Genomic DNA, 25,424 nt, shown 5'->3' on the forward strand with positions numbered 1-25,424 from the left:
AACAGGAGGCTCGACATGCATTCAGCCAATCTCATATTCGGCCGGACAATCAGGCAATTGACCGCAGCGCTCGTCATCACGGGCGCTTCGTGTCTCGGCCTTCAGGCCAGCGCCACCGCGCAGGAATCCACCGATCCGATCAAGCTCACGCTGCACGACTGGACCGGTCAGCTGATTACCACCAATATCATGGGCGAAGTGCTCAAGAAGGCCGGCTATTCGATCGAATATGTCCAGGCCGATTATCTCGCCCAGTTCGCAGGGCTGCAAACCGGCGACCTCCACGTCGCCATGGAAATGTGGGAAACCACCGGCCGCGACGCCATGGACGCAGCCACCGCCACCGGCAAGGTCGAAGTTTTTGGCCCAACCGGAATGAAGGCCAAGGAGGAATGGTGGTATCCCGAATACATGAAGGAAAAATGCCCCGGCCTTCCCAATTGGGAAGCGCTGAAAGAGGCGGCCTGCGCCGAAGCATTTTCGACTGCGGAAACCGCGCCCAAGGGCCGTTATCTCGGTGGCCCGGTGACCTGGGGCGGGTTTGACGACGAGCGCGTCGAAGCCCTGGATCTGCCGTTTGAGGTGATTCACGCCGGCACCGACGCCGCCTTGTTCGCCGAGCTTGAAAGCGCCTATCAGCGCAAGGCGCCGATCATGCTCTGGATCTACGCGCCGCATTGGGCGCCAGCCAAGTTCAAGGGCGAATGGGTCGAGTTCCCCGAATATACAGCCGAATGCTATCAGGATCCGGCCTGGGGGCTGAACACCGACGCTACCTATGACTGCGGCAAGCCGTTCGGCGAAATCTGGAAGGTTGGCTGGGCCGGCCTCAAGGACAAATGGCCTGGCGCCCACAAGGCCATCACCGCGTTCAACATCGGCAATGACGAGATGGGCGCCATGATCACCAAGGTCGATCTTGAGGGCACGAGCGTGGAAGATGTGGTGGGCGAATGGATGACCACCAACGAAGCCCGCTGGTCCGGCTGGATCAAGTAAGATGCGCGGCGCCCGACAGGCTCGATGAGCCGTTGGGCGCCTGCGGAGTTTGGCGCCCGGGCAGCCATGTCCGGGTGCCAACTGGCCGCCGCCCGATCAGGCCCTCCACGGGGTTTGGCCAATCCGCGTTGCCGGCCTCCCATTTGACCATTTCACGCTCGGCAGAGATTGCATGACCATTCCTGAAACCAAGCTTGTCTGCCGCAATGTCTGGAAGCTGTTTGGCGCAGATGCCACCAGCTTTCTGGCCAACCACGACGGCAAGCCTGATGCCGCATCAATCGCCGAGGCCGGGCTTGTTGGCGCTGTTCGGCAGGTCGACCTCGATGTCCGGGAAGGCGAGATTTTTGTCATCATGGGGCTGTCGGGCTCCGGCAAATCGACGCTGGTGCGGCTGATGTCGCGGTTGATCGAGCCCACCGGTGGCGACATCCTGTTCAAGGGCGAAAATCTGCTCGCGGCCTCCCATGCCCGGATGATCGAAATCCGCCGTCACCAGATGGGCATGGTGTTTCAGCATTTCGCGCTGTTGCCGCACCTCACCGTGCTCGACAATGTTGCCTTTCCGCTCGACATCCAGGGCATGAACCGGGCGCAACGCCAGGCTCGTGCCCGCGAGATGATCGAGCTTGTCGGCCTCGGAGGTAAGGAAAGCGCCTTTCCGCGCCAGCTCTCCGGCGGTCAGCAACAGCGCGTCGGCATCGCCCGCTCGCTGGCCGTGGAACCCGAAATCTGGTTTCTCGACGAGCCTTTCTCCGCACTCGATCCCTTGATACGCAGGGAAATGCAGGACGAATTCATGCGGCTGCAAACCGTGCTGCGCAAGACCATCGTCTTCATCACCCATGATTTTGATGAGGCCATCCGGCTGGCTGACCGGATCGCCATCATGAAGGATGGCGAGATCGTCCAGGCCGGCACGCCCGAAGATATCGTACTGACACCTGCTACCTCCTATGTCGCCGAATTCACCCGCAACGTGGCACGCGCCAAAGTCGTGCGCACGCAGAGCCTGATGGGGCCGCCAGCAGGCCACCAGCCCGGCGAACCGACCGTTTCCTCCCGGATCAACATCGCCGAGGCGGCGCCGTTGTTCGTCGATGGTGTCACCCATCTCGCAGTCGTTGACGAACAGGGCAAGCTCATTGGTCGGCTCGACCGCGACGCCGTTGTCGACATGATGTTGAAGGGCTGACCATGGCGACGCCAGGCATCCCCCTGTCCCCCGCCCCGGCTGCACATGAGTTGCCGCACCAGGCCCGCGCTCTGCCCTGGTCATGGATCGGAGCCCTCGTTCTCTTTGTCGGTTTCTGGCAACTCGCCAGATCGGCGGCACCCTTCGCGTTTGAATATCCCAAGGCCTATGTGGTGCCGCTGGCACGCTGGATCAGCGCCTCGATGAAATGGCTGATCAATGAGGCGACCTTCGGCCTGTTCAGCTTTACTGACCTCACCCGCTTCATTTCCGCTGTGCTTGATGTCCCCTATACCATTGCGCTCAGCCTCCTATCGACCGGGATGCTCGAGGGCAGCGGATCGTCGGCGGTGCAGATTCTCCCGCCCTTGCCCTGGGTCGCAGTCATTGGACTGGTGATGCTGCTCGGCCATTGGCTCGGCGGCTTGCGGCTGGCCTTGCTTTCAGGCGGCTGCTTTGTCTTTCTGGCGATCTTCGGGCAATGGACCAGCGCCATGGTCACGCTGGTCTCCATCCTGGTGGCGGCGCCGCTCGGCGTGATCTTCGGGTTGCTGTTCGGCATCGCCGCCTGGCGCTGGCGCTGGGTCGAGCGCATCATCACGCCGATGCTCGACCTGATGCAGACCATCCCTGTGTTTGCCTATCTGGTGCCCGTGCTGTTCCTGTTCGGCTTCGGCCCCACCGCCGCAGTGATCGCCACCCTGATCTTCGCTACGCCGCCGATGACCCGGATTGCCATATTGGCGCTGCGCGCAGTTCCTTCCGAGATCATTGATCTGGGCAACATGGTTGGCTGCACCGAGCGTCAGATGACCTGGCGAGTGATGGTGCCGGCGGCGCGCGAAAGCCTGATGGTAGGCATGAACCAGGTGATCATGCTGTCGCTCAACATGGTCATCATCGCCTCGATGATCGGCGCAGGCGGTCTCGGCTTCGATGTACTGGCAGCGCTTCGCAGACTTGATTTCGGCGCCGGCCTTGAAGCCGGTTTCGCCATTGTTGCCCTCGCCATCGCCATGGACCGTCTCAGTCAGGCAGCAGCCGAACGGCTTTCCGAACCGGCTTCAGAAACCACCACGCGGACAAGTCTGATCGTCCGCCACCCCTATCTGATAGCAGCCACGGTGCTGGTTCTGGTCACCTCTGCACTGAGCTTTGTCGTCCCCGGCATCCGCAGCTATCCCGAAGCATTCGAAATCTCCACCGGCACCTTCTGGTCGGAAGTCGTGGCTTGGATCAACATCAATTATTTCGACACGCTTGAAGCCATCAAGAACGTCATGCTCCTCAATGTGCTGATCCCGTTCAAGCGGTTCCTGGGCGACCTTCCCTGGCTTGGCGTTACACTGTTTCTGTCATTTTCGGGCTATCGGCTAGGCGGTTGGCGGCTGGCGCTGCTGACCGGCGCCCTGCCGCTTTTCATCGCCGTCACCGGGCAATGGGAAAAGGCCATGATAACGGTCTATCTCTGCGGCATCTCCGCCATTCTCGCCGCCCTGATCGGCATCCCCATCGGCATCTTCGCGGCGACCCGCGATCGTATCTGGTCGTGGGTGCAGGTCGCCATCGACACGCTGCAGACCCTGCCGAGCTTTGTCTATCTGATGCCGGCGGTAATGCTGTTCAGGGTTGGCGATTTCACCGCGATGATCGCGGTCGTCGCCTTCGCCATCGCCCCGGCGATTCGCTACACCGCGCTCGGCATCCGCAAGGTCGACCCGAAACTGATCGAGGCCGGGCGGGCCATGGGCTGCACCGAGTGGCAGATTCTCACCCGAATACGGCTGAAACTGGCCTTGCCCGAGATCATGCTCGGCCTCAACCAGACCATCATGTTCGCGCTGGCGATGCTGGTCATCACCGCACTGGTGGGAACCAGGGACCTGGGACAGGAAGTCTATATCGCGCTGACAAAGGCAGACACCGGTAGGGGCCTCGTTGCCGGCCTGTCGATTGCCGCCATTGCCATTGTCGCCGACCGCCTGATTTCAGCCGGCGCCAGCCACGCCCGCCGCCGCCTTGGTCTGGAATAACCCATGTCCGACCTCGCCACCTTCGACAAGATCCGCACCCTGCCCTGCTTTTCGGGCGCAATCGAGATTGAACCATTGACCGGCGGCCTCAGTAACGAAAGCTGGCTCGTCAGTGACGCCGCGGGCCGCCATGTGGTCCGCCTCGGCAGGGACTTTCCATTCCATCACGTCGACCGCCGCCGCGAGGTGATGACCGCCCGCGCAGCCCATGCCGCAGGCTTTGCCCCGCAAGTCGAATATGCCGAGCCCGGCATAATGGTCTCGGCCTTTCTCGATGCCAGGACCTATACGGCGGAAGACGTATGCGCCAATGCCGGGCGCGTCGGCCGTCTGGTCCGCGATTTCCACCGGCGGATGCCTGCCCATATCGAGGGCGCGGGCTTCATGTTCTGGGTGTTTCACGTCATTCGCGATTACGCGCGCACGCTTGCGGCCGGCGGCTCGCGGATGGCCGACCGGCTTCCCGGATGGCTCGCCCTGTCGGACCGGCTCGAAGCCGTGCAAGTGCCGTTGCCGATCGTGTTTGCGCACAACGACCTGTTACCGGCAAATTTCCTCGATGACGGTGACCGGCTGTGGCTGATCGATTTCGAATATGCCGGCTTTTCCACCGCGATGTTCGACATTGCAGGTGCCGCTTCCAATGCCGGCATGAACGAAGACCAGGCCGCAGCCCTGTTCGAGACCGCGCTGGGCAGCGCACCGGATGCGGCGCTGAAACAATCATTCGACGCCATGCAATGCGCATCGCTGCTGCGCGAAACGCTGTGGAGCCTGGTCTCAGAACTCTATCTCGATGCACCCGGCGCCGATTACCAAACCTATACCGCCGAGAATCTCGCCAGCCTTGAAGCCGCTGTCGAGCACTACCTCATGACCCACGGAAAGACATCACCATGACCCTCCCAGACCGGGCTCAAATCGTCGTCATCGGCGGCGGCATCATCGGTTGCTCCACCGCCTATCATCTGGCGCGCGACCACAAGGCCGACGTGGTGCTGCTCGAACAGGGGCAACTGACCTCCGGCTCGACCTGGCACGCCGCCGGGCTGGTCGGACAGCTGCGCTCGTCAGCCTCGATCACCAAGGTGCTGAAATATTCGGTCGACCTCTACAAGCGGCTGGACCAGGAAACCGGGCTTGAAACCGGCTGGAAGATGTCGGGCTGCCTCAGGCTCGCCACCAACCAGGATCGCTGGACCGAGTACCGTCGGCTGGCGACCACCGCGCAAAGCTTCGGCATGGACATGCACCTGCTCTCGCCGCAGGAAGCCAAGGCGATGTTTCCACTGATGGAAGTCGACGATCTGGTCGGCGCCAGCTGGTTGCCGACCGATGGTCAGGCGAGCCCGTCAGACATCACCCAGTCGCTGGCCAAGGGCGCGCGCATGCATGGTGCCAAGATCCACGAGAATGTGCGCGTCACCGGCTTTGACATCGAGGATGGCACGATTTGCGCGGTCAAAACCGACAAGGGCGACATTGCCTGTGACAAGGTAGTCAACTGCGCCGGTCAATGGGCTCGCCAGATCGGCGCCATGGCCGGCATCAACGTGCCGCTGCAGCCGGTCAAGCACCAATATGTCATCACCGACCGGATCGACGGTCTGTCAAGCGACGCTCCGACCATCCGCGATCCCGATCGCCGCACCTATTTCAAGGAGGAAGTCGGCGGCCTCTCCTTCGGCGGCTACGAGCCCAACCCCCAAGGCTGGACCATGGACGATGTTCCCAATGATTGGGAGTTCCGCCTGTTCGACGATGATTACGATCATTTCGAGCAGCACATGACCCAGGCAATGGCCCGGATTCCGGCGCTCGGCCATGTCGGTGTCAAGCAGATGATCAACGGGCCGGAAAGCTTCACGCCCGACGGCAACTTCATCCTTGGTGCGGCACCAGAATGCGACAACATGTTTGTCGGTGCCGGCTTCAACGCATTCGGCATCGCTGCCGGCGGCGGCGCCGGCTGGGTGCTGGCTCAATGGGTGATCGACGGCGAGGCGCCGCTAGATCTCTGGGTGGTCGATATCCGCCGCTTCTCCGAGATGCACCGCGACCGCCAATGGGTCAACGACCGCACGCTCGAAGCCTATGGCAAGCACTACGAGATCGGCTTTCCCCATGTAGAATATGAATCCGGCCGGCCGCGGATCGTCTCGCCGCTCTATCAACGGCTCAAGCAACACCGTGCCGTGTTTGGCTCCAAGCTCGGTTGGGAACGCCCCAACTGGTTTGCGCCCGACGGCATGGACGCACGTGACATTCCCTCGATGGGACGCCAGAACTGGTTTGACGCGGTCGGCGACGAGCACCGCCATGTGCGCGAGAAAGTCGGCATTTTCGATCAGTCATCCTTCGCCAAATACGAAGTCTCGGGCAAGGACGCGCTGACCGCGCTCAGCCATATCTGCGCCAACGACGTGAGCAAGCCGGTGGGCCGGTTGACCTACACCCAATTGCTCAACAGTCGCGGCGGCATCGAGGCGGATCTGACGGTCGCGCGCATTGACGATGACCGCTTCTACATCGTCACAGGCACCGGCTTCCGCACCCATGACCTGGCCTGGATCCGCGACCATCTGCCCGATGGCGCCGATGTCAGGATCGACGACATCACCGAGGCCTACGGCACCCTGTCGCTGATGGGGCCGCATGCCCGCGACGTGCTTGAACAACTGACCGAAGTCGACGTCTCCAACGCCGCATTCCCGTTTGGCCATGTCCGCGACATCACCATCGGAGGTCACTCGGTCCGCGCACTGCGCGTCACCTATGTCGGTGAGCTGGGTTGGGAGCTGCATATTCCGATTGCTGCCATCGGCGAGGTGTTCGACGCGCTGATGCAGGCAGGCAGGAGCTGGGATATCCGCCCCATCGGCTACCGCGCACTGGAATCGCTGCGGCTCGAAAAGGGATATCGCGCCTGGGGATCCGACATCACCCCCAACGACACGCCCTATGAAGCCGGTCTCGGCTGGGCCGTGCGCCGCAATTCCAACACCGGCTTTGTCGGCCAGGAGGCGCTCACCGCCATTGCCGGCCAGCCATTGACCAAACGCTTTGCCGGTTTCGTTATCGATGATCCCGATGCGGTGCTGGTCGGTCGCGAAACCATTCTGCGCAATGGCGAACCTGTCGGCTACCTCACCTCCGGCGGCTATGGCTACACCATCGGCAAGAGCATCGGTTATGGCTATGTCCGCAACGAGGCCGGCGTTTCCGACGCCTTTCTGGCCGATGGCGATTATGAACTGGTAATTGCACTCGATCGGGTGCCTGCCCGGATCGGCATGAAACCGTTTGTCGATCCGGCCAATGCCAAGGTGAAGTCCTGAGCCGCGAAGGCGCGGTCAGGCAACCCTGAGCACAATGCAGCGGCTCGGCGTGGTGCCAGCTTCGCCGGGCATCGACACATAGGGGCCGGTGTCATCGATCAGTGTGCAGAGCCCCTCGCTCTCAAGCGCTGCGACCCGCTGCGCAAAGCCTGCCTGCCACAGAACGTCCTTGACTGTGAGCACGATAGCGCCGCTCGGCTTGCAAATCCGTAACAGATCATCCAGCCCCTCGGCGCCGACATGACCGGAGGTAAACACCCCTGCCGAGATGATCGCCGCAAAATGGTTGTCGTCAAACGGCAACCGGCCACCCAGCGCCGCCTGGTGCAGTGCTGCATACACGCCCTTGCGCTCAGCCACCGCCAGCATGCCTTCGGAAATGTCGAGCGCCTCGACATGAGCGTAACCCGTAATGCCCAGCCACTCGCCGATCAGTCCGGTGCCCGCGCCTGCATCCAGCAAAGGCTGCGCGTTCTTCGGCACATACCGCGCCAGCAGCGCCAGCGAGATCGCCGGGTGGCGGTAGCCGACCAGCGACATGTCGTCATCATATTTCTCCGCCCATGCATCATAGACCCGCGCCACGTCCTCCGGCCTTTCGGCCTGATAGACCGCGCCAAGGCGTTTCGTCTTGTCTTCTGCCGTCATGTTCCGCTCCGCTGTTGATGGCTTGCGTGCGACCATAGCCATGACTGAAGCTTTGTGGAACTCTAGCCTCTTGAATCGACATGAAAAGGAGACTTCCCGCCATGACCGATGAAACCGAAAGCCGGCTACGCGCCAGCTTGCCAGACATTCCTGAACTCGCCGGTTACGCCGGTCCGGTCGAGCGTCTGGGCGGGCTCACCAATCTTGTCTTCCGGGTCGGCGACACCTGCGTCAGGCTGCCCGGTGACGGCACCGAGGAATACATCAACCGCGCCCACGAGGCAGAAGCCGCGCATGCCGCAGCCGCAGCTGGGGTCAGCCCAGAAGTTATTTACGCAGATCCCACCACCGGCGTGATGGCCACCCGCTTCATCGACGGGGCCATAACCATGACCCCCGAGGGCTTTGGCAAAGACCTCGGTGCCGTCCGCCGCGCCGGTGAAGCCTTCCGGATCCTCCACACCTCCGGCGCCCGTTTTCCCTTCACTTTCGAGCTTTTCGCCATGATTGACGAGTATCTGGCGATTCTGGCAACGAAGGATGTGACGTTGCCCGACGGCTATCACGACGTTGTCAGCGAGGCGCAGACCGTCAGACAGGCCTTGGCGCGCAACCCGGTCGAACTCGTCGCCTGTCATTGCGATCCGCTGTGCGAGAATTTTCTCGATACCGGCGAGCGCATCTTCATCGTCGACTGGGAGTATTCGGGCATGAACGACCCGATGTGGGATCTTGGCGACCTGTCGGTCGAGGGCGGCTTCGACGCCAATCAGGACCAGGCACTTCTTGAGGCTTATTTCGGTGGCCCACCGCCCGCCACCGACCAGGCCCGCATGATCATCTACAAGGCAATGTGTGACCTTTTGTGGACCTTGTGGGGATTGATTCAGCTTGCCAGCAACAACCCTGCCGAGGATTTTCGCGCCTATGCCGACGGGCGCTTTTCACGCTGCAAGGCACTGATGGCGACCCCCGAGTTCGCGCAAAGCCTGGCGACATTGCAAGACCGCTGAGCACCGGCACGCTCTCTGTTCCGTTTCCCCATAGCCATCCCTGCTGGCGTTTTTCTTGCGCCACCGGCCAACCGATGAAAAGGGTGCGACCTATCGGGTTCGCGTGCCCCTTTCCGTATCTCCGGGACAAATCCTGCAAAAACCTTCGGGAACCATATTTGGGGTTCGGCGTTGATGGGCAAGGCCGAAGCATGGTGCTGGCCTGCCATTTTTGAGGGGAATATCAATGCACGGAATCATTTATCTCGTCGGCCTGGTGGTCGTGGTCATGTTCATCCTGTCGCTGCTTGGCTTGCGGTAAGAATATGGAGCCGACAGTCGAAAAAACTGTGCTGGTCCATTCGGATAATTTGCCGCAAGGCCAATCCTATCTCGAATGGGGCGCAGTATGGGGCGGTAGCGTAGTTGCTATGGCCACATCCACTGTTCTTGTCCAATTCGGCGGGGCCTCCGGGCTCGCGCTCGGCGATCCGATGCTTGCCTCTGGCGATCCCTCCTGGCAGGTGCTGGTTGCCAGTCTCTGGCTGTTCGTGGCGGCTCTCGCCAGTTCGGCAGGTGGTGGCTATATCGCAGGCCGCATGCGCAGCCGCTGGTCCGATGCCGCCAAATCGGAAGTCGAATTCCGCGATGGCGTTCACGGCCTGTCGGTCTGGGCGGTTTCTACGCTTGCCGTCGCGGCCTTTGCCGCCATCACCGCAGCGCTCGCAGCTGCCGGTGTAGATCCCGCAGCAACCGCTGCGGAAGTGCCGACCAATGTCGCCGAATATACGCGGACGATCACCGTCGTTTACGGCTTTGCAACAGGTGCTGCCGCAGCCCTTGGCGCTGGTGCTGCATGGTGGTTCGCAAGCCTCGGCGGCAGCCACCGCGACGAGGGAACCGATGTCCATTTGTTGACACCGGGCTTCCTCAGAGGTTCGCGATAATTCGCGCCACCTCTCACCCCGAGTAGAAAGAGGGCCGCCCCGAGGCGGCCCTCTTCATGTGTGCATGGAGAGAACTTACTTAATGGCAGCCTTGACGCCGGCAACATCCGCCGCCGTCATCTGGCCACTGGTGACCACCTCGCCGTCCTTGATCTGCCAGAGCCGGAACGGGCCGGAAATGTCGCCATACTGGTCAAATGACACATTGCCGATCACGCCCTGATAGTTGATCGCCTTGCCTTCCTTGATCAGCGCCAGCGCCTTCTTGAATTCTTCCGGCCCAGCCGAAATCACTTCACCTTCGGGATCGACCACGGAGCGGATCGCGTCGCGGATCGCATCCGGCTCGGCCTTGCCTGCCTTGGCCACGGCCAGACCGACAATCGCGCCCGCATCATAGGACCGGTCAGCAGCCGGCGCAGACGGCGCGATGCCGCCCGAGAATGCTTCGTAATTGGCATAGAAATACTTGGTTGAATCCGTCTCGGTGGTGCCCGACGATGTGCCGTACGCACCTTCAAGATAATTAGCGCCAACGGCTTCGATGAAGTCGGTGGAATTCATGCCGTCATTCAGAAGAAATTTCTGCGGCCCGCCCTGGCTGATCCAGGCCCGCGCCACCGTTGCCCCGTCAACCGGATAGCTGATCAGATACAGCGCTTCCGGAGCTCCCTCCATCGCCGCGGTAACCTCGGCGCTGTAGTTGGGCTGGTTCTCGTTGTAAGGTGTCGTCGAGGTGATCTCGCCGCCAAGTGCTTCGTAAGACGCCGAGAATTCGCGCATCATGTTAAGGCCGAAATCATTGTTGACGTGAATGATGGCGAGCTTCTTCAGCCCTGAATCAATGGCGTATTTGGCCGCAGCAATACCCTGCAGCGCATCCGACGTGATGGTGCGGAAGAAATAGCCGCCGGTCTTGCCGTCACGGCTGAGTTGGGTCAGCGTCGGGCTCGAGGACGCGGGCGAAACCTGCACCACGCCTGCTGCGGCAGTCACCGAGGTCAGGATCGGAATCGACACCGACGAGATGATGCCGCCGATGACGACCGGAACCTGCTTGATGTTGACCAGCTGTGTCGCCTGGTCGACGGCGACATTGCCTTGGCTCTGGCTGTCGCGGGTGTCGGTCACCAGATCACAGCCAAGCACGCCGCCGGCCTCGTTGATGTCACGAAACGCCATTTCCACTGATTTGGCGCCGGCTTGCCCATAGGCGCCGGCCGGTCCGGTCAGTTCCATCACCATGCCGATGGTGACTTCGCAGGCCTGTGTTGTCAGCGCGGTGGCGCCGAGCATGGCCATCGCAAGGCCGGTAATCCTAATCATGTTCATTTCGCGTTCTCCTTGTTATCGGGCCTCTCTCGCCCCTTATTATTCGGTCGCAATCCAGGTTTCCTGGAGTTGCCGCCAGACAACTCCTTCCGGCGCCTCTGCGTCGGCGCTGAACAGGGCAGAAGAACGACGCACCGATTTTTGGCCATCGATCACCTGATGTTCATCGTAGATCACCAGCGCAGCATCGTCGCCGATCAGCCGCGCTTCGATCAATTCCACGGTAATTTCAAAATCCGCAGCACGCTTGCCACGCGCCCCGCGCAGCATCGCCTTGACCTGGTCAGCATCAGTCATGCTGCCATCCGGCTCGATCATGCGCATGTCGGGAGCAAAGGCCCGGGCCGAGACGTCCATCTCTGCTTCCGGCGCCCGCCCGGTGAACCATTCAACAAAAAACCTGTGCCGGTTGATGACTTCAGCCTTGGCGCGTTCGATCAGATCCACCGGTTCAATGCCCCTGTTTGTTGAGATTGTATTTCATCACCAACCCGTGCTTGCCGTTGCGGTCGCGCTCGAGCCCGTAGACATCACCCGGCACCGATTTGGCACGTGACAATACCAGCTTGATTTGTCCGAAATCTTCCGCCGTCAATGCCAGATCGGTAATACCAAGATTGCGCACGAGATGGCTGCGGTTGCGCGCACCGACGATCACCGCGGCGACGCCGGGACGTTCCAGCACGGCCCGGCTCGCCACTGAGGCGATGTCGCTGTCGTGCCGCCGGGCGATTGCCGCCAGCACGCCGAGCAGGTCCTGGAACAATTCCCAGCCGCCGAACTCGTCGACAATCAGCTTGTATTTGGCCAGCGACCGGTTTTCGAACGGAGCCGCCGGCTCCTGCGCGCCCAGCCAGCGTTCCGAAAACAGACCTCCCGCCACCGAGCCGTAGCACAACAGGCTGACGTTAGAGGCTGCCGCCAGTGCCGCCATCGCCCGCGCCGGACGATCATCAATCAGCGAATATTGCACCTGCATCGACACCATCGGGACGCCGGCATCGAGCAGCCTTTGAAGCTGACGGGTATCGAAATTGGTGCCGCCGATATTGGCGATCTTGCCCTGCTGGCGCAACTCCGTGAGCCAGCTTGCGACTTCCACCTGGCGGTCAATCTCGTAGTCCCACCAGTGAAACTGCACCAGATCAAGCCGCTCCATCCCGAGCCGCGACAGCGAAGTTTCGATGGCATGGACGACATCGGCACGGGTCAGACTCGCCAGATTGCCGAGATCCGGCACGAATTTGGTATGTACCTTGATACGGGTCAGCGCCTCGGCACCGCGTGCCCGCACATAGGTTCTACGGAATTCACCGATCAGCGCTTCGACGCCGGTATAGATATCGGCGCAATCGAATGTGGTAATGCCCGCGTCGGCAAAGGCGATCATGTCCTCGATACCGGTCTCGCGGTCGACCGTGCCATGGCCGCCGGCCAGTTGCCAGCCGCCCTTGATGACGCGTGAAATACGGTGCCCGGGGGCCAGCTCAACGTGCTGCATGATCGTCTCCCAAGGGAACCGCGGTGGTGTCGGAATGATTGAAGCGTCGCAATTTGGTGCGTGTAATCTTCAGCCGCGATGGGCAATGTGGATCCGGACAGGCAATTTCTGCATCGGTCGACATCCAGTCATTGGCGTCACTTGGCCGCTGCTTGGCCGCCAGCAACGGCAGCACAGAAGCCAGCGAATAAATCGAAACTCCCTGTCCTGGCGGCAGATGCAGCATCTCGCCACGCAGTTCGAAATAATCGCCGACATTGGCGCCGCACCAGATTTTGGCACCTTCGGGCGCGACAACCTCGACCTTCAGGTCCCACAGCTCGAATCCCTCGTCGGTGCTCATGTTGCAGCTCCGTTCTCGGCAACCCAGAACGCCGGGTCAGCCCGTTCAAGTATGGCAAAAGCCTGGTTGATATCGGCCACCAGTTCACGCGACACCCGCTCTGCGTCACCGGCGGCAATCGCCGCCAATATGCCGCGATGGTGCAACGTTGCCGCGGAATCGGTCAGCGGTTGGTGAAGCCGCGCTGCAGCCCGGACATAGGGCCCCGCCTGCATCCAGAGGCTTTCGACAATCGGCATCAGGACCGGCGAACCGGCAGCCTGGTAAAGCTGGAAATGGAATGCATGGTTGAGGCTGGCGATTTCCCGCGCATCGTGGGTCGCATCATATTCGGTGGTGAGCGCGTCAAGCCGGGCAATATCGTCCGGCGTCAGTTTTGGCAGTGCCAACGCCGCCAGCTCTCCCTCAATCAACGCCCGAGCCCGGGCGATGTCGCGTGCCCGTTCCAGCGTGATCAGCGGCACCCGCACCCGGCGGTTGGCCATCGCTTCGAGCGCCCGCTCTGATACCAGCCGGGCCAGCGCTTCACGCACCGGCATTGAACTGACCGACATCCGATGAGCGATATCGCCGGTGAGAAAGATCTCGCCTGCGTCGAACCGGCCCTGGATCAGGGAATCGCGCAGCTGCCTGTAAATCCGATCCTGCACGGTTTCGCGCGTCACTGGCGAGAGCTGATCAAGCCCGCGTCGATCCATTTTCGAGGTGGTCTGAATGTTCATTCCGACACTGCCCGCCTCCGTCAATTGGATCTTTACTTTAGGCATCAAGCATGCTCCTGTAAACGATAAATGATAGTTGATCAACTTTGGCAGGATTGATGATCGAAACCGACCAGGCCCCGATTCTCAGCGCTTGCGGTGTCACCAAGTCCTTTGGGGGGCTGCGGGTCGTCGATGACATGTCAATCGACCTGGCGGCGGCCGAAATCCTCGGCATCATCGGCCCCAATGGAGCGGGAAAATCCACCCTGTTCAATCTGCTGGCCGGCGCGGTGCCGCTCGATCAAGGCACCATTTTTTTGGCCGGACGTGATCTCAGCCGCGCCCGCCCCGAAGCCCGGATCAAGGCCGGGCTCGGCCGTACCTTCCAGATCCCGCGCCCATTTCCGCGCATGACCGTGCTGGAAAACGTCATGACCGCAGCGCAAAACCAGCACGGAGAAAGCCTTGTATCGGCGCTGATCGCACCGCGCCGGGTGATGCGCGAAGAACAGGCCAATGCCAGCCGTGCCCGTGACCTGCTCGATTTCGTCTCGCTTTCCCATCTCGAGGATCAACCCGCCTCGGTGCTGTCGGGCGGGCAGCGCAAACTGCTCGAACTGGCTCGCGTGCTGATGGCCGAGCCACGGGTAATCCTGCTCGACGAGCCCGCAGCCGGCGTCAATCCGGCACTTCTCGATCTGATCATCGACCGGATAGCAGCGATCAATGGACTTGGCATCGCCGTGCTGCTGATCGAGCACAACATGGAAATGATCGCCCGATTGTGTCCGCGGGTCATCGTCATGGCCGCCGGCAAGTCGCTGGCCGAAGGCGCCCCCGCCGACATCACACGGCGCGCCGATGTGATCGATGTCTATCTCGAAGGCATGCCGGCATGAGCGCGCTTGCCGTCAGCGATCTCAGCGCTGGCTATGATCCGGATCTCGCCATCGTCAAGGGTGTGAGCTTTTCCGTGCCCAAGGGCGAAGCGGTTTGCATCCTCGGTCCCAACGGCGCCGGCAAATCCACCATGATCAAGGCCATGGCGGGCCTGGTGCCGTGTTTTGGCGGAAAAGTTCACTTGGGTGAGACCGATGTGACCGGGCTTTCGCCACATATCATGGTGCGCCGGGGCCTGGGCTTCGTGCCGCAGACCGACAACATCTTCACACGCCTGACAATCCTCGAAAATCTGCAGATTGCCGCACAATTGCTGCCGAGCGCCGATCGCGCCGGACGGATCGAAGCGATGCTCGCCATGTTTCCCGATCTCGGCGACCGCCCCGGCGAACTCGCCGGCGCGCTCTCGGGCGGACAACGGCAGATGCTGGCCGCAGCCCGCGCCCTGCTCACCGAGCCCGACGTGCTGATGCTCGATGAACCATCCGCGGGGCTTTCTCCCAAACTCGTGGCGCAGGTGTTCGACACCTTGCGCCGCATCTCCGAAGCCGGCGTCACGCTGGTGCTCGTCGAGCAGAATGTCCGCGCGGCTCTTTCCCTGGCCAGCCGCGCGCTGGTACTGGTCGACGGGCAACTCGCCCATGACGGCCCCTCTGCAGCCCTGCATGACGGTAAGTTGCTGGGCGGTCTGTTCCTCGGCCATCGTACAGCGGAGGCATCGCAATGAACCCGCAAGCGCTCATCGACGGGCTGATATCGGGCTCGACCATCGGGCTCGGCGCCATCGGCCTGACGCTGGCCTACTCGATCCTGCGCTTTGCCAATTTCACCCATGGCGACTTCCTCGCCTGGGGCGCTTATTTCACACTGACGATCGCCGGTCTTCTCGGCGGACTTCTGACCGGCCTTGGCGCCCCGGTCTATCCGTTCAGTTTCGGTTGGGGGCTGCCGCTCGCAGTTCTGGGCGGCGCCACCCTGACGGTTTTGCTGGCGCTGGGGCTCGACAAGGTCCTGTTCGGGCGGCTGCGTGCCCGCGGCGCTGATGCCATCATCGTCGTCATGGCAAGTTTCGGCGCCTCGATGGCGTTGCGCTCGCTGCTTGAATTCATCTACACCGCCAAACCTGCCTATTTCACCAGTGCGCTGCAGATCGCCAAACCGCTGGGGCTTGGCGTGCGCGCCACGCCCGACCAGTTGCTGGTGATCGGGCTTACCGGGGTTCTGGTGCTGGGCCTGCATCTGCTGGTCACCCGCAGCGCCACCGGCCGCGCAATGCGCGCCGTTTCCGAAAGCCCCAGCCTCGCCGGCGTCTACGGCATCGATGTCGGCCAGGTGATCCGCATCACCTGGATCATCGGCGCCGGCCTTGCCTGCATTGCCGGCGTGATGGCTGGTCTCTTGGTCCAGATCAGACCCTATATGGGTTTTGACCTGTTGCTGCCGCTGTTTGCTGCGGCCATTCTTGGCGGCATCGGCTCGATCCCCGGCGCCATGCTCGGCGGCCTCATCATCGGCCTTGCCGAAGCTTCCGCCGTCCAGATCATCGGTGCAGAATGGCGCGCGGCAGTCTCCTTCATCATCCTCGTGGCGGTGCTGATGCTGCGTCCGCAGGGCCTGTTCGGCCAGAAGGCGGCCTAATGGAAATCATCGCCTACGCCGCCTTCTTCCTGACCATCGCCATGACCTATGCGATCATCTGCCTGGGCCTCAACGTGCAATGGGGCCAGACCGGCCTGTTCAATGTCGGCATCGCCGGTTTTGTTGGCCTCGGTGCCTATGTCTCTGCGGCGCTCACCACGCCCGACGCAGCCGAACGGATTGGCGGCTTCGAACTGCCGATCGCCATCGGCTGGCTGGCGGCGATGGCAGCGGGCGGCGTGCTGGCGCTCGCCGTCGGCATGCTGACGCTGAGAATGCGCTCCGATTATTTGGCGATCACCACTTTCGGCATCGCCGTGGCGCTGCAACTCGTGTTCCAGAACACCGAGAGTCTGACCGGCGGCGCTTTTGGCATGGCCTTCATCCCGCGCCCGTTCGCCGTCCTGCAGGGACAGGCGTCAGCCTTCAATCTTGCCAACCTGGCCGTCACCCTGGCCGTGGTGCTGGCCATCTACCTGCTGCTCGAACATCTGCTGCGCAGCCCCTGGGGCCGTGCGCTGCGTGCTGTTCGCGAAGACGAAATCGCCGCCCAGGCGCTGGGCAAGAAACCTGTCCTCCTGCGGATCCAGGCATTTGCCCTCGGTGGTGCAATCATGGCGCTGGCTGGGGCCGTCCAGGCTCATTTCATCGGCTTCATCGCGCCCGGCAATTATCTGCCGATGATGACATTCCAGGTCTGGGCCATGCTGATCGTCGGCGGCTCCGGCAACAACCGCGGCGCCGTCCTCGGCGCGGTGCTGGTCTGGGCCATCTGGGCATTGTCGGGGGCACTGATCTCCGAGGTGTTCCCAGCCGATCAGCAGGCCCGTGCGGCCTCCCTGCAGATTGTCGTCATCGGCGTCATGCTGTGCCTCATTCTTCTCTGGCGGCCACAGGGCATCCTGCCCGAAGTTCGCTCCGTCTCGCGCCACCTTGGGCGCCGCAACAAGGACATCTGACCATGCATCCCGACCGCAAAGAACTCGCCCCCGGCCTTTCCATCAGCCGTATCCTGACCGGCCTTTGGCAGGTCGCCGATCAGGAACGGGATGGCAAGACGCTCGATCTGGGCACCGGAGCCGAAGCGCTTGCGGCCTACGCAGAAGCCGGCTTCGATACGTTCGACATGGCCGATCACTATGGCACATCCGAACTGATTACGGGCGAAATGCTGCGCCGCTGGACCGGTCCCACCCGCCCGCGCGCTTTTACCAAATGGTGCCCGGAACCCGGACCGATGACAGCCGAAGTGGTCCGCGCCGGTGTACAGGCGCGACTCGACCGGCTCGGCGTCGAACGGATCGAACTGCTGCAGTTTCACTGGTGGAGTTTTGAACACCCGGCCTGGCTCGATGCGCTGCATGAACTGACCCGGCTCAAGGCCGAGGGGCTGATCGGTGAACTCGGTGTGACCAATTTCGATACTGCCCATCTCAACCTGGCAATTGCCGATGGCATCCCGCTGGTGTCTAACCAGATCTCTTTCTCGCTGATCGACCGCCGCGCCGCGGGACATCTGGCCGATGCCTGCAAGAAACACGGCGTCCAGCTTCTCGCCTATGGCACCCTGTGCGGCGGGTTCCTGTCCGAACGCTGGCTCGGCAAACCCGAGCCCGAGGCGGTTGAGGACTGGAGCGGCGCGAAATATCTCCGGTTCATCCACGCCGCCGGAGGCTGGGAAGCCTATCAGGGTATTCTCAGGGCCGCCGACAGCATCGCCCGCAAGCACAGTGTCTCGATCTCCAATGTTGCCACCCGCTGGGTACTGGAACACGCCCATGTCGCAGGCGTCATCGTCGGTGCACGGCTGGGAGAAAACGAGCACCGCGACGACAATATGCGGCTGTTCCAGTTTGAACTCGATGCCAGCGATCATGCCGCGCTCGATAGCGCCTTTGCTGCCACCACACAGATCCCCGGCGATTGCGGCGACGAATACCGCCAGCCACCATTCCTCACCGCATCCGGCGATCTCAGCCATCATCTGGCGGAAATGCCGAGCGCGTTGCAGGCCGTCACCGATCCCGACAACCCCGACCGCGCAAGGGTTTTCTCAGGTTCCTTGTGGGAACCGATCGCCGGCTATTGCCGGGCACTGCGCGATGGCGAGCGGATCATGGTCTCAGGCACTACCGCGACCCACGGGGTGGACCGGACCGTGGCCGTCGGCGATGCCGGCGCTCAGACGACCTACATCCTCGACAAGATCGCAGCTTCGGTGCGAGCTCTCGGCGGCGATCCGAGGGACATCTTGCGCACCCGCATGTATTTGCGCGGCGACGAGGACATCGAACCCGCGGCCCGCGCCCACGGCCTGCGTTTCACCATCAATCCGCCGGCCAACACGACCTTTCTGGTCGGCAATCTGATCGGCGATTTTCGAGTCGAGATCGAGGCCGAGGCCGTCATCAGCCGCTGACCCCATTCATTATGGGCGAGTGCCCGGCGCCTGATCCCGGATCTTGCGCCGGTCTTCCTGCATTTCCAGCCACATCGCGTTGACGACGGCAAACAGCGCCGCCAGCGGGAGGCCGAGCAACCATGCGAAATACCACATCTCTATGACCTCCTGATCAATACGCAGAATGAGAATTATCGGTGACGTCGGCCTCGGTGACCTTGCCCCACAGCACCTTGTAGACCCAGACGGTGTAAGCCAGAATCAGCGGCAGGAATATCACCGTCACCACCAGCATCACGAACAACGTCAAGTGTGATGAGGAGGCGTTCCACACGCTCAACGATGAGCGCGGATCGGAAGACGATGGCAGGATGAACGGAAACATCGTCAGCCCCACCGACGAGATCACCCCGAGGATCGTCATCTTGGAAATCAAAAGCGTCGACACCTCACGGCCGGCACGAAGCCCCAGGAAGGTCAGCAATCCGCCAACAATACCCATGGCCGGGGCGATGGCGATCCACGGTCGTTCACTATAAGCCACCAGCCAGCTTGCGGTTCTCTCGACATCAAATTGCAGCGGATTGGAAGGGCCGTCGGTGACAAAGTCGCCGACAATCCGGTAACCGTCGATCCCGTAAGCCAGCCACAGGCCGGCCAATACATAGCCCGCCACCGCGATAAGCGCTGCAATCGAGCCGTAACGCCGTGCGCGTTGCTGCACCATGCCTTCGGCCTTCACCGACAGCCAGGCGCCGCCGTGCATTACCAGCATCGACAGCGACACCACACCGGCAAGCAGCGAAAACGGATCGAGCAGGCCGAAGAACTTGCTGTAGAGCGTGCCCTCATAGATCGAATGCAGATCATCGGTAAGATGGAACGGCACGCCCTGCAGGACATTGCCGACTGCCACGCCAAACAGCAGCGCCGGAACCGCGCCGCCGGCAAACAGCGCCCAGTCCCACCGCGAGCGCCATTTGGCGTCTTCGCGCTTGGAGCGAAACTTGAACGCAACCGGCCTCACGATCAGCGCCGCCAGAATCAGGAACATTGCCAGGTAGAAGCCCGAGAACGACACCGCATAGAGCGGCGGCCAGGCCGCAAAAATCGATCCGCCACCGAGAATGAACCAGACCTGGTTGCCCTCCCAGACCGGGCCAACCGTGTTGATCGCCACCCGGCGTTCGGCATCGGTCTTGCCGACGAACGGCAACAGCGCGCCGACCCCCATATCGAACCCGTCGGTCATGGCAAAGGCAATCAGCAACACGCCAAGCAGCCCCCACCAGATCACGCGCAGAACGTCATAGTCTATTAGTTGATGCAGGATCATGGTTCTTACTCCGCCGGCTGCGTTGCGGTGCCGGCATGAAGCCGCCCGGTCAGCCTTTGATCGTGGCTGGCCATCCAGGCGTCGGTTTCCTCGACATCCTCGAACGGCCCCTTGCGAATATATTTCAGCATCAGTTTCATCTCGATGATGAACAGCACAGTGTAGAATGCGATGAAGCCCGCAAGCGTCAGCGCCACCTCGCTGATCGACAAGGCCGAGACCGACATCGCCGTCGGCAACACCCCGTCCACCGTCCATGGCTGACGCCCGTATTCGGCCACGAACCAGCCGAGCTCTGCCGCAATCCACGGCGCCGGGATCATCCATACCGCCAGATGCAGCGCCGGGCGGGGGAAGTTCATGCCCTTGAACGACGCCCGCCAGAAGAAATAGGCCATCGTTGCGATGAATCCAAAGCCAAGGCCCACCATGATGCGGAAAGCCCAGAACAGCGGCCAGACTTTTGGCACCGTGCTTTCCGCTGCAAGCTTGATCTGTTCCTCGCTGGCCTCGCGCGGATCCTCGGCGTAGCGCTTGAGAAGGAAGGCAAAGCCAAGATCGGCGGAATGCTCCTCAAATCGGGCGGTCACCTCGGGCGAAGCGGCTTCCCGCTGGGCCCGGATTTCCATCAGCGCGTCATAGGCAACCTGGCCCGAGCGAATGCGTACCTCCGCCCGGTCCACCAGTTCGTTGATACCGGGGATTACCGTGGTCAGCGAGCGGGTGCCGATCAGCCCCATCGCCCAGGGAATTTCGATGGCATAATGGGTTTCACGCGCTTCCTGATCGGGTAGCCCGACCAGGTTGAACGGCGCAGGAGCCTCGTGGGTTTCCCACATGCCCTCGATCGCCGCGAGCTTCATCTTCTGGCTGTGGGTGGCATTGTAGCCGGATTCATCGCCCAGCAGCACGACCGAAAAAGCCGAGGCGAGGCCAAAGGCGGCGGCGACGGTTATGGAACGTCGAGCCAATTCGATGTGGCGCCCGCGCAGCAGATACCAGGCCGAAACACCAAGAACGAACACGGCGCCGGTCACATAGCCCGCAGAAACCGTGTGCACGAACTTGGCCTGCGCGACCTCGTTGAACAGCACCGCGTAGAAATCGGTCATTTCCATGCGCATGGTCATCGGATTGAACTCCGCGCCGACCGGGTTCTGCATCCAGCCATTGGCGATCAGTATCCACAGCGCCGAAAAATTCGAACCGATCGCAACCAACCAGGTCACGCCCAGATGCGCCACCTTGCTCAGCTTGTCCCAGCCAAAGAAGAACAGCCCGACAAAGGTCGCCTCCAGGAAGAAGGCCATCAGCCCCTCGATCGCCAGCGGCGCCCCGAAAATGTCACCGACATAATGGCTGTAATAGCTCCAGTTCATCCCGAACTGAAACTCCATGGTGATGCCGGTGGCCACGCCGAGCGCGAAATTGATACCGAACAACAGGCCCCAGAATTTCGTCATCTGCCGCCAGATCGGACGATCGGTCATCACATAGACCGTCTCCATGATGGCGACGATGATTGAAAGACCCAGCGTCAGGGGCACGAATAGAAAATGGTACATGACAGTCAAGGCGAACTGCAGCCGCGACAGCTCGACAATTCCGAATTCCATTGCTGTATTCCTTTCCAATCCGGATGTTCGTCAGGCCCGGATGCGTATCATGGTTACGGCGATACCTAACGACAGCGGCAGCTTCGGCAATGATGAATGTCAAATTACATCGCTAAAAATCGGCAAGGCCGAACAGACCGGAACACCCTGATCATTTTGGGGCGTCTGACAACTCCAACACCTGATCCGCCCACTCAGTCTCCACTGGCCTATGCGATGCGGTCAAGATCGCCGCCTGCGGCAAATGGGTTCTGATCCCGCAAAGTACAGCCCTCGCGGTCGTATGATCGAGTCCCTCCGTCGGTTCATCAAGCAACAGCAACTTCGGCTTTCGCAACAATGCCCGCGCCAGCACCAGCCGCCGCGTTTCGCCACCCGACAACCCCTCGCCCCGCGCGCCCAGTTGAAACCCGAGCCCGCCCTTGGCGCGGATCACCGAAGCCAGCGCCACGGCATCGAGCGCGGCCCAGAGCATCTCTGTCGAGGCTTCGGGATCGGCAAGATGCAAGGCGTCGGCGATCGTGCCGGCCATCAGCGTGCTGCGTTGCGGCACCAGCATGACATTTGCGCGCAAGTCTGTCTCAACCCAGTGTTCGAGCGGCGTGCCCGAAAGCAGGATGCGCCCCGATTCGGGTGTCAGCAGATGCGCGATCAACAGCAGCAGCGTGCTCTTGCCCGAACCGCTTGGTCCCGTGATCGCCAGGCTATGACCCATCTCCAGCGACAACGATACATTTTCCAGCACCGGGCGTAACGCCTCTGGCCGGTGGAAATTCAAATCCGTAATTGTCAACGCGTCAACATCGCGGCTCCATGCGGTTCCCGAACTCAGCGAGGCAGCCACAGGCGCAGTGTGCGGCGTATGGATCAAGCCGTCGCCCACCCGTCGTGCAGCAAGCATCATCCGACCGAGATCGGCTGTCGCCCGCCGTAACGGCGCAACGGTCTCCATCAGCGCCAGCGCCACGAAGAAACCGATTGCCGCGAGGCCGGGGCTGAGATCACCCGATTGTGCCAGCACCATACCCAGCCCCAGCGCGCCGGCCGCTACCAGCGTTCCAGTGACCGAGAGCAGCAACCCGGCCCGTCGCTCGATCCGGTCCAGCGTGAGCAGGTCTTCTTGCCGCCGCGCATCGGCACCCGCGGCCGATTCTGCCTGACCGGCCAGTCTTCCATAGACTGCCAGATCGCTCCGCGCGCCGATCAGGTCGATAAATCGGGTGCGAAACGCTTGTGCGGCAGTTTCTGCCCGACGCGAGGGCGCGACAGCAGCTCGTGCCGACCAGAAAAACGCGAGACCGGCGCCAGCGAGAAACCCCGACACCACAAGCGACGCAACCCGGATATCAACCAGCCACCACAACGCCGCAAATGTCAGCACTTGCGCCAACAACCCCGCACCAATCGGCAGCACCAGCCTGAGCGGCACGCCATCGAGCGCATCGACATCGGCCATCAGCCGGTTCAGCGCCCGCGCTCCGCGCAATCGCACGGCCTTTTCAAATGGCGCAGCCGCAGTCACCTCGAGCAGCCGAACCCGGATCGACGCCAGCGCCCGCAATGTTGCATCGTGGGTCAGGAGTCGTTCGCCATAGCGCGCCGCGGTCCGCCCCAGCGCCAGAAAGCGAACCATCGCCGAGGGCCGGAAAACATCAAAAACCGCCCCCACGCCGGCAAGCCCGGCAGCAGCTGCTGCGGTAATGAACCAACCCGACAGCCCCAAGAGCCCGACCCCGGCCAGCAGCACCGCCACGCTCAAGGCCGCGCCACGGATCAGCGCTGTTTTCTGATCCCGCAGCACCAGCAGAAAGATTCGCCACAGCGCGCTCATGCCGCACCGCCAATCACAATGGTTCGCTGCATCCGCGCGCACAGCGCCGGGTCATGCGTGGCGATCACCAGGCTGCAGCCACGCTGGTTGAGTGTCAGCAATCCCGCCATCACCGCCTCCGCGGTGACGGCATCGAGATCTGCTGTTGGCTCATCCGCCAGCAGCACATCGGGTTGGGCAAAGATCGCCCGCGCCAGCGTCACCCGGCGCGCTTCCCCGCCCGATAGTCCGCCACCGGTTTCACCGAGCCGAGCCATGCGACCGCCGGGCAGCCCCTCAACCACGGCATCAACCGAGGCCTCGCGCAACACCGCATCGAGATCACCCGGTTCGCCAAACCCGATATTGCGGGCAAGGCTTGCATCGAGAAAATGAGGTGCTTGCGGCATCCATCCCAGCCGAGCCCGCCAAGCATCCGCATTTATGGCATCAAGCGGTTGCCCGCCAACCAGAATCCGTCCGGTTTCCGGCGCAAGCAGGCCGGCCATCAATTTCAAGAGCGTTGTCTTGCCGGCGCCCGATGGCCCGCTGAGGGCAACCGTCTCGCCCCGCAGGATTGCAAAATCGGGATAGCGGATCAGCCGCTCACCAATACGTACGGAAACATCGTGCAGTTCGATGCTGGCCTCGCCTTCAAGCCGCGCCGTTGCCGCGCCACTTCCAATCAGCCGGGGTGGTGCCTCGTTTTCCCATTGGGCAAAGTCAGCCGCCACCGCCAGCGCCGCCGCCTTGTCGTGCCAGGCCGCCGAAAGATCCCGCATTGGCTGGTAGAAATCGGGTGCCAGCAACAAAAGGAAAATCCCTGCCGCCGGGCTGAGCGTCGCTCCGTAACTGCCAAAGGAAATAGCCCCAAGCAGCGTGAAACCGACAAAAACCGCCACCATTGCCACACCGATCGCCGAAAACAGCTCCAGCACCGTCGACGACAGGAAGGCAATCCGTAACACAGCCATGGTCCGTGCGCGCAGCCGCTCGGCGCCGGCCGCAAAGCTCGAGGTCACGGCTTCACCGGCGTTGAGAAGCCGGATATCGACCAGCGCCGAAAGCCGCTCCATCAGCAGATCGTTCAGTGTACCGATTTCAGCCATTTGCCGGGCGCTCGCTTCCTTCGCAGCCAGCCCGATCAGCGCCATGAACACCGGAATGAGCGGCCCCGACACCAGGAGAACCAGACCCACCGCCCAGGAAAACCAGAAGGCAAGAGCCAGGATCAACAACGGCACCACCATCACCCGCGCCCGTGCCGGCCGGTAGCGGGTGACATAGGGCATCAACAGATCGAGTTTTTCGACGGCAAGGGCTGCGACCGATCCCGCCCGCCCACCGCCGGAGGTTACTGTTTCCCGTTGCAGGATTTGGCCGCGATGCTCAACGACAATCTGGGTGCCCGCAGCAAACAGCAGCTTTTCGGCGCGGTAATTGAGCCCGGCGCGCAACACACCAAACCCGGCAAATGCCAGCACCGAGACCCAGACTCCGGGCCCGATTGAGCCGGGAAGCAGTCCGGCGATCGCCAGCGCGACGATACCTGCCTGAAGCGGCCAGACCAGCGCCGAGAACACCGACAACGCAGACGCTGCCCTGACCTGCCTGCTGGCAGACCGCGTCAAGCGCTCAAGCGTGTCTTCGTCCGGGGTGGATTTTCCACTGTCTGGTCGCGCCATGTCATC

24 protein-coding genes are annotated in these 25,424 nt (G+C 62.1%); 13 read left to right on the plus strand and 11 right to left on the minus strand.

Annotated features, from left to right (window positions below):
- Window positions 1-15 precede the first annotated feature (15 nt).
- The 5 genes from OEG84_RS12185 to OEG84_RS12205 all read left to right on the plus strand — a co-directional run bounded on the left by OEG84_RS12185 (window position 16) and on the right by OEG84_RS12205 (window position 7,565).
- Entirely contained in the window at window positions 16-999 is a 984-nt protein-coding gene (locus tag OEG84_RS12185; RefSeq protein ID WP_267654016.1) for an ABC transporter substrate-binding protein, read from the plus strand.
- Window positions 1,000-1,171: 172 nt separating this feature from the next.
- Window positions 1,172-2,194: a quaternary amine ABC transporter ATP-binding protein gene (locus OEG84_RS12190; RefSeq protein ID WP_267654017.1), complete on the plus strand. Its 1,023-nt coding sequence runs from the start codon at window positions 1,172-1,174 to the stop codon at window positions 2,192-2,194.
- A 2-nt stretch (window positions 2,195-2,196) separates the two neighbouring features.
- Window positions 2,197-4,227, plus strand: a complete 2,031-nt coding sequence (locus tag OEG84_RS12195) for an ABC transporter permease (protein ID WP_267654018.1) — start codon at window positions 2,197-2,199, stop codon at window positions 4,225-4,227.
- A 3-nt stretch (window positions 4,228-4,230) separates the two neighbouring features.
- Window positions 4,231-5,127, plus strand: coding sequence for a phosphotransferase (locus OEG84_RS12200; RefSeq protein WP_267654019.1), 897 nt, complete (start codon window positions 4,231-4,233; stop codon window positions 5,125-5,127).
- Complete coding sequence (locus OEG84_RS12205) at window positions 5,124-7,565, plus strand: GcvT family protein (protein WP_267654020.1); 2,442 nt, start codon at window positions 5,124-5,126, stop codon at window positions 7,563-7,565. Before OEG84_RS12200 ends, OEG84_RS12205 begins: the two co-directional genes overlap by 4 nt.
- A gap of 15 nt (window positions 7,566-7,580) precedes the next feature.
- Here the strand turns inward: OEG84_RS12205 and OEG84_RS12210 are convergent, their stop codons facing one another.
- Entirely contained in the window at window positions 7,581-8,213 is a 633-nt protein-coding gene (locus OEG84_RS12210) for a class I SAM-dependent DNA methyltransferase (RefSeq protein ID WP_267654021.1), read from the minus strand.
- A gap of 101 nt (window positions 8,214-8,314) precedes the next feature.
- On the opposite strand from OEG84_RS12210, the gene OEG84_RS12215 reads away from it, so the two are divergent.
- Window positions 8,315-9,226: a phosphotransferase family protein gene (locus tag OEG84_RS12215; protein WP_267654022.1), complete on the plus strand. Its 912-nt coding sequence runs from the start codon at window positions 8,315-8,317 to the stop codon at window positions 9,224-9,226.
- Window positions 9,227-9,636: 410 nt separating this feature from the next.
- Entirely contained in the window at window positions 9,637-10,152 is a 516-nt protein-coding gene (locus OEG84_RS12220; protein ID WP_267654023.1) for a hypothetical protein, read from the plus strand.
- Between the two features lie 75 nt (window positions 10,153-10,227).
- Here OEG84_RS12220 and OEG84_RS12225 read toward each other — a convergent pair whose 3' ends face one another.
- Genes OEG84_RS12225 through OEG84_RS12245 form a run of 5 tightly spaced genes read right to left on the minus strand, consistent with a single transcriptional unit; the run spans window position 10,228 to window position 14,095 of the window.
- Window positions 10,228-11,484 (minus strand): ABC transporter substrate-binding protein, encoded by a 1,257-nt coding sequence (locus OEG84_RS12225; RefSeq protein WP_425602845.1) that lies wholly within the window; start codon window positions 11,482-11,484, stop codon window positions 10,228-10,230.
- A gap of 39 nt (window positions 11,485-11,523) precedes the next feature.
- Window positions 11,524-11,931: a DUF4440 domain-containing protein gene (locus tag OEG84_RS12230; protein ID WP_267654024.1), complete on the minus strand. Its 408-nt coding sequence runs from the start codon at window positions 11,929-11,931 to the stop codon at window positions 11,524-11,526.
- Between the two features lie 4 nt (window positions 11,932-11,935).
- Complete coding sequence (locus tag OEG84_RS12235) at window positions 11,936-12,985, minus strand: aldo/keto reductase (protein WP_267654025.1); 1,050 nt, start codon at window positions 12,983-12,985, stop codon at window positions 11,936-11,938.
- A complete protein-coding gene (locus tag OEG84_RS12240; RefSeq protein WP_267654026.1) occupies window positions 12,972-13,328 on the minus strand; it encodes a TIGR04076 family protein in 357 nt (118 codons plus the stop codon). Before OEG84_RS12240 ends, OEG84_RS12235 begins: the two co-directional genes overlap by 14 nt.
- A complete protein-coding gene (locus tag OEG84_RS12245) occupies window positions 13,325-14,095 on the minus strand; it encodes a GntR family transcriptional regulator (RefSeq protein WP_267654027.1) in 771 nt (256 codons plus the stop codon). Before OEG84_RS12245 ends, OEG84_RS12240 begins: the two co-directional genes overlap by 4 nt.
- Window positions 14,096-14,148: 53 nt before the next feature.
- On the opposite strand from OEG84_RS12245, the gene OEG84_RS12250 reads away from it, so the two are divergent.
- From OEG84_RS12250 to OEG84_RS12270, 5 genes are read left to right on the plus strand one after another with little or no spacing between them, the layout of a single operon-like run.
- Window positions 14,149-14,931: an ABC transporter ATP-binding protein gene (locus tag OEG84_RS12250; protein ID WP_267654028.1), complete on the plus strand. Its 783-nt coding sequence runs from the start codon at window positions 14,149-14,151 to the stop codon at window positions 14,929-14,931.
- Window positions 14,928-15,659 carry an ABC transporter ATP-binding protein gene (locus tag OEG84_RS12255; protein ID WP_267654029.1) on the plus strand — a complete coding sequence of 244 codons (732 nt, stop codon included), beginning with the start codon at window positions 14,928-14,930 and terminating at the stop codon, window positions 15,657-15,659. Before OEG84_RS12250 ends, OEG84_RS12255 begins: the two co-directional genes overlap by 4 nt.
- Window positions 15,656-16,570: a branched-chain amino acid ABC transporter permease gene (locus OEG84_RS12260; protein WP_267654030.1), complete on the plus strand. Its 915-nt coding sequence runs from the start codon at window positions 15,656-15,658 to the stop codon at window positions 16,568-16,570. The genes OEG84_RS12255 and OEG84_RS12260 overlap by 4 nt, the downstream gene beginning before the upstream one ends.
- Window positions 16,570-17,529 carry a branched-chain amino acid ABC transporter permease gene (locus OEG84_RS12265; protein ID WP_267654031.1) on the plus strand — a complete coding sequence of 320 codons (960 nt, stop codon included), beginning with the start codon at window positions 16,570-16,572 and terminating at the stop codon, window positions 17,527-17,529. Before OEG84_RS12260 ends, OEG84_RS12265 begins: the two co-directional genes overlap by 1 nt.
- Window positions 17,530-17,531: 2 nt before the next feature.
- Entirely contained in the window at window positions 17,532-18,989 is a 1,458-nt protein-coding gene (locus tag OEG84_RS12270) for an aldo/keto reductase (protein ID WP_267654032.1), read from the plus strand.
- A 9-nt stretch (window positions 18,990-18,998) separates the two neighbouring features.
- Here the strand turns inward: OEG84_RS12270 and cydX are convergent, their stop codons facing one another.
- The 3 genes from cydX to OEG84_RS12285 are packed head-to-tail and all read right to left on the minus strand — an operon-like array spanning window position 18,999 to window position 21,923.
- Entirely contained in the window at window positions 18,999-19,127 is a 129-nt protein-coding gene (gene cydX / locus OEG84_RS12275; protein WP_267654033.1) for a cytochrome bd-I oxidase subunit CydX, read from the minus strand.
- A gap of 16 nt (window positions 19,128-19,143) precedes the next feature.
- A complete protein-coding gene (gene cydB, locus OEG84_RS12280) occupies window positions 19,144-20,307 on the minus strand; it encodes a cytochrome d ubiquinol oxidase subunit II (RefSeq protein ID WP_267654034.1) in 1,164 nt (387 codons plus the stop codon).
- 5 nt (window positions 20,308-20,312) lie between these two features.
- Window positions 20,313-21,923, minus strand: coding sequence for a cytochrome ubiquinol oxidase subunit I (locus OEG84_RS12285; RefSeq protein ID WP_267654035.1), 1,611 nt, complete (start codon window positions 21,921-21,923; stop codon window positions 20,313-20,315).
- On the opposite strand from OEG84_RS12285, the gene OEG84_RS12290 reads away from it, so the two are divergent.
- The gene (locus OEG84_RS12290; protein ID WP_267656315.1) at window positions 21,871-22,074 is read left to right on the plus strand and encodes a hypothetical protein; all 204 of its coding nucleotides are present in this window, start codon (window positions 21,871-21,873) and stop codon (window positions 22,072-22,074) included. The two genes, OEG84_RS12285 and OEG84_RS12290, sit on opposite strands and share 53 nt — an antisense overlap.
- Here OEG84_RS12290 and OEG84_RS12295 read toward each other — a convergent pair whose 3' ends face one another.
- Window positions 22,075-23,754, minus strand: coding sequence for an amino acid ABC transporter ATP-binding/permease protein (locus tag OEG84_RS12295; protein WP_267654036.1), 1,680 nt, complete (start codon window positions 23,752-23,754; stop codon window positions 22,075-22,077). It lies immediately after the preceding gene.
- Entirely contained in the window at window positions 23,751-25,418 is a 1,668-nt protein-coding gene (gene cydD / locus OEG84_RS12300; protein WP_267654037.1) for a thiol reductant ABC exporter subunit CydD, read from the minus strand. The genes OEG84_RS12295 and cydD overlap by 4 nt, the downstream gene beginning before the upstream one ends.
- Window positions 25,419-25,424 lie beyond the last annotated feature (6 nt).

Origin of the sequence: Hoeflea algicola, assembly GCF_026619415.1 — a bacterium.
Lineage (GTDB): Bacteria > Pseudomonadota > Alphaproteobacteria > Rhizobiales > Rhizobiaceae > Hoeflea > Hoeflea algicola.

Excerpts from the sequence above, each read along its gene's own strand:
- OEG84_RS12185 (WP_267654016.1), top strand. The coding sequence starts at position 16 with ATGCATTCAGCCAATCTCATATTCGGCCGGACAATCAGGCAATTGACC.
- OEG84_RS12190 (WP_267654017.1), top strand. The coding sequence starts at position 1,172 with ATGACCATTCCTGAAACCAAGCTTGTCTGCCGCAATGTCTGGAAGCTG.
- OEG84_RS12195 (WP_267654018.1), top strand. The coding sequence starts at position 2,197 with ATGGCGACGCCAGGCATCCCCCTGTCCCCCGCCCCGGCTGCACATGAG.
- OEG84_RS12200 (WP_267654019.1), top strand. The coding sequence starts at position 4,231 with ATGTCCGACCTCGCCACCTTCGACAAGATCCGCACCCTGCCCTGCTTT.
- OEG84_RS12205 (WP_267654020.1), top strand. The coding sequence starts at position 5,124 with ATGACCCTCCCAGACCGGGCTCAAATCGTCGTCATCGGCGGCGGCATC.
- OEG84_RS12210 (WP_267654021.1), bottom strand. The coding sequence starts at position 8,213 with ATGACGGCAGAAGACAAGACGAAACGCCTTGGCGCGGTCTATCAGGCC.
- OEG84_RS12215 (WP_267654022.1), top strand. The coding sequence starts at position 8,315 with ATGACCGATGAAACCGAAAGCCGGCTACGCGCCAGCTTGCCAGACATT.
- OEG84_RS12220 (WP_267654023.1), top strand. The coding sequence starts at position 9,637 with ATGGCCACATCCACTGTTCTTGTCCAATTCGGCGGGGCCTCCGGGCTC.
- OEG84_RS12225 (WP_425602845.1), bottom strand. The coding sequence starts at position 11,484 with ATGAACATGATTAGGATTACCGGCCTTGCGATGGCCATGCTCGGCGCC.
- OEG84_RS12235 (WP_267654025.1), bottom strand. The coding sequence starts at position 12,985 with ATGCAGCACGTTGAGCTGGCCCCCGGGCACCGTATTTCACGCGTCATC.
- OEG84_RS12240 (WP_267654026.1), bottom strand. The coding sequence starts at position 13,328 with ATGAGCACCGACGAGGGATTCGAGCTGTGGGACCTGAAGGTCGAGGTT.
- OEG84_RS12245 (WP_267654027.1), bottom strand. The coding sequence starts at position 14,095 with ATGCCTAAAGTAAAGATCCAATTGACGGAGGCGGGCAGTGTCGGAATG.
- OEG84_RS12250 (WP_267654028.1), top strand. The coding sequence starts at position 14,149 with ATGATCGAAACCGACCAGGCCCCGATTCTCAGCGCTTGCGGTGTCACC.
- OEG84_RS12255 (WP_267654029.1), top strand. The coding sequence starts at position 14,928 with ATGAGCGCGCTTGCCGTCAGCGATCTCAGCGCTGGCTATGATCCGGAT.
- OEG84_RS12260 (WP_267654030.1), top strand. The coding sequence starts at position 15,656 with ATGAACCCGCAAGCGCTCATCGACGGGCTGATATCGGGCTCGACCATC.
- OEG84_RS12265 (WP_267654031.1), top strand. The coding sequence starts at position 16,570 with ATGGAAATCATCGCCTACGCCGCCTTCTTCCTGACCATCGCCATGACC.
- OEG84_RS12270 (WP_267654032.1), top strand. The coding sequence starts at position 17,532 with ATGCATCCCGACCGCAAAGAACTCGCCCCCGGCCTTTCCATCAGCCGT.
- cydX (WP_267654033.1), bottom strand. The coding sequence starts at position 19,127 with ATGTGGTATTTCGCATGGTTGCTCGGCCTCCCGCTGGCGGCGCTGTTT.
- cydB (WP_267654034.1), bottom strand. The coding sequence starts at position 20,307 with ATGATCCTGCATCAACTAATAGACTATGACGTTCTGCGCGTGATCTGG.
- OEG84_RS12290 (WP_267656315.1), top strand. The coding sequence starts at position 21,871 with ATGACAGTCAAGGCGAACTGCAGCCGCGACAGCTCGACAATTCCGAAT.
- OEG84_RS12285 (WP_267654035.1), bottom strand. The coding sequence starts at position 21,923 with ATGGAATTCGGAATTGTCGAGCTGTCGCGGCTGCAGTTCGCCTTGACT.
- OEG84_RS12295 (WP_267654036.1), bottom strand. The coding sequence starts at position 23,754 with ATGAGCGCGCTGTGGCGAATCTTTCTGCTGGTGCTGCGGGATCAGAAA.
- cydD (WP_267654037.1), bottom strand. The coding sequence starts at position 25,418 with ATGGCGCGACCAGACAGTGGAAAATCCACCCCGGACGAAGACACGCTT.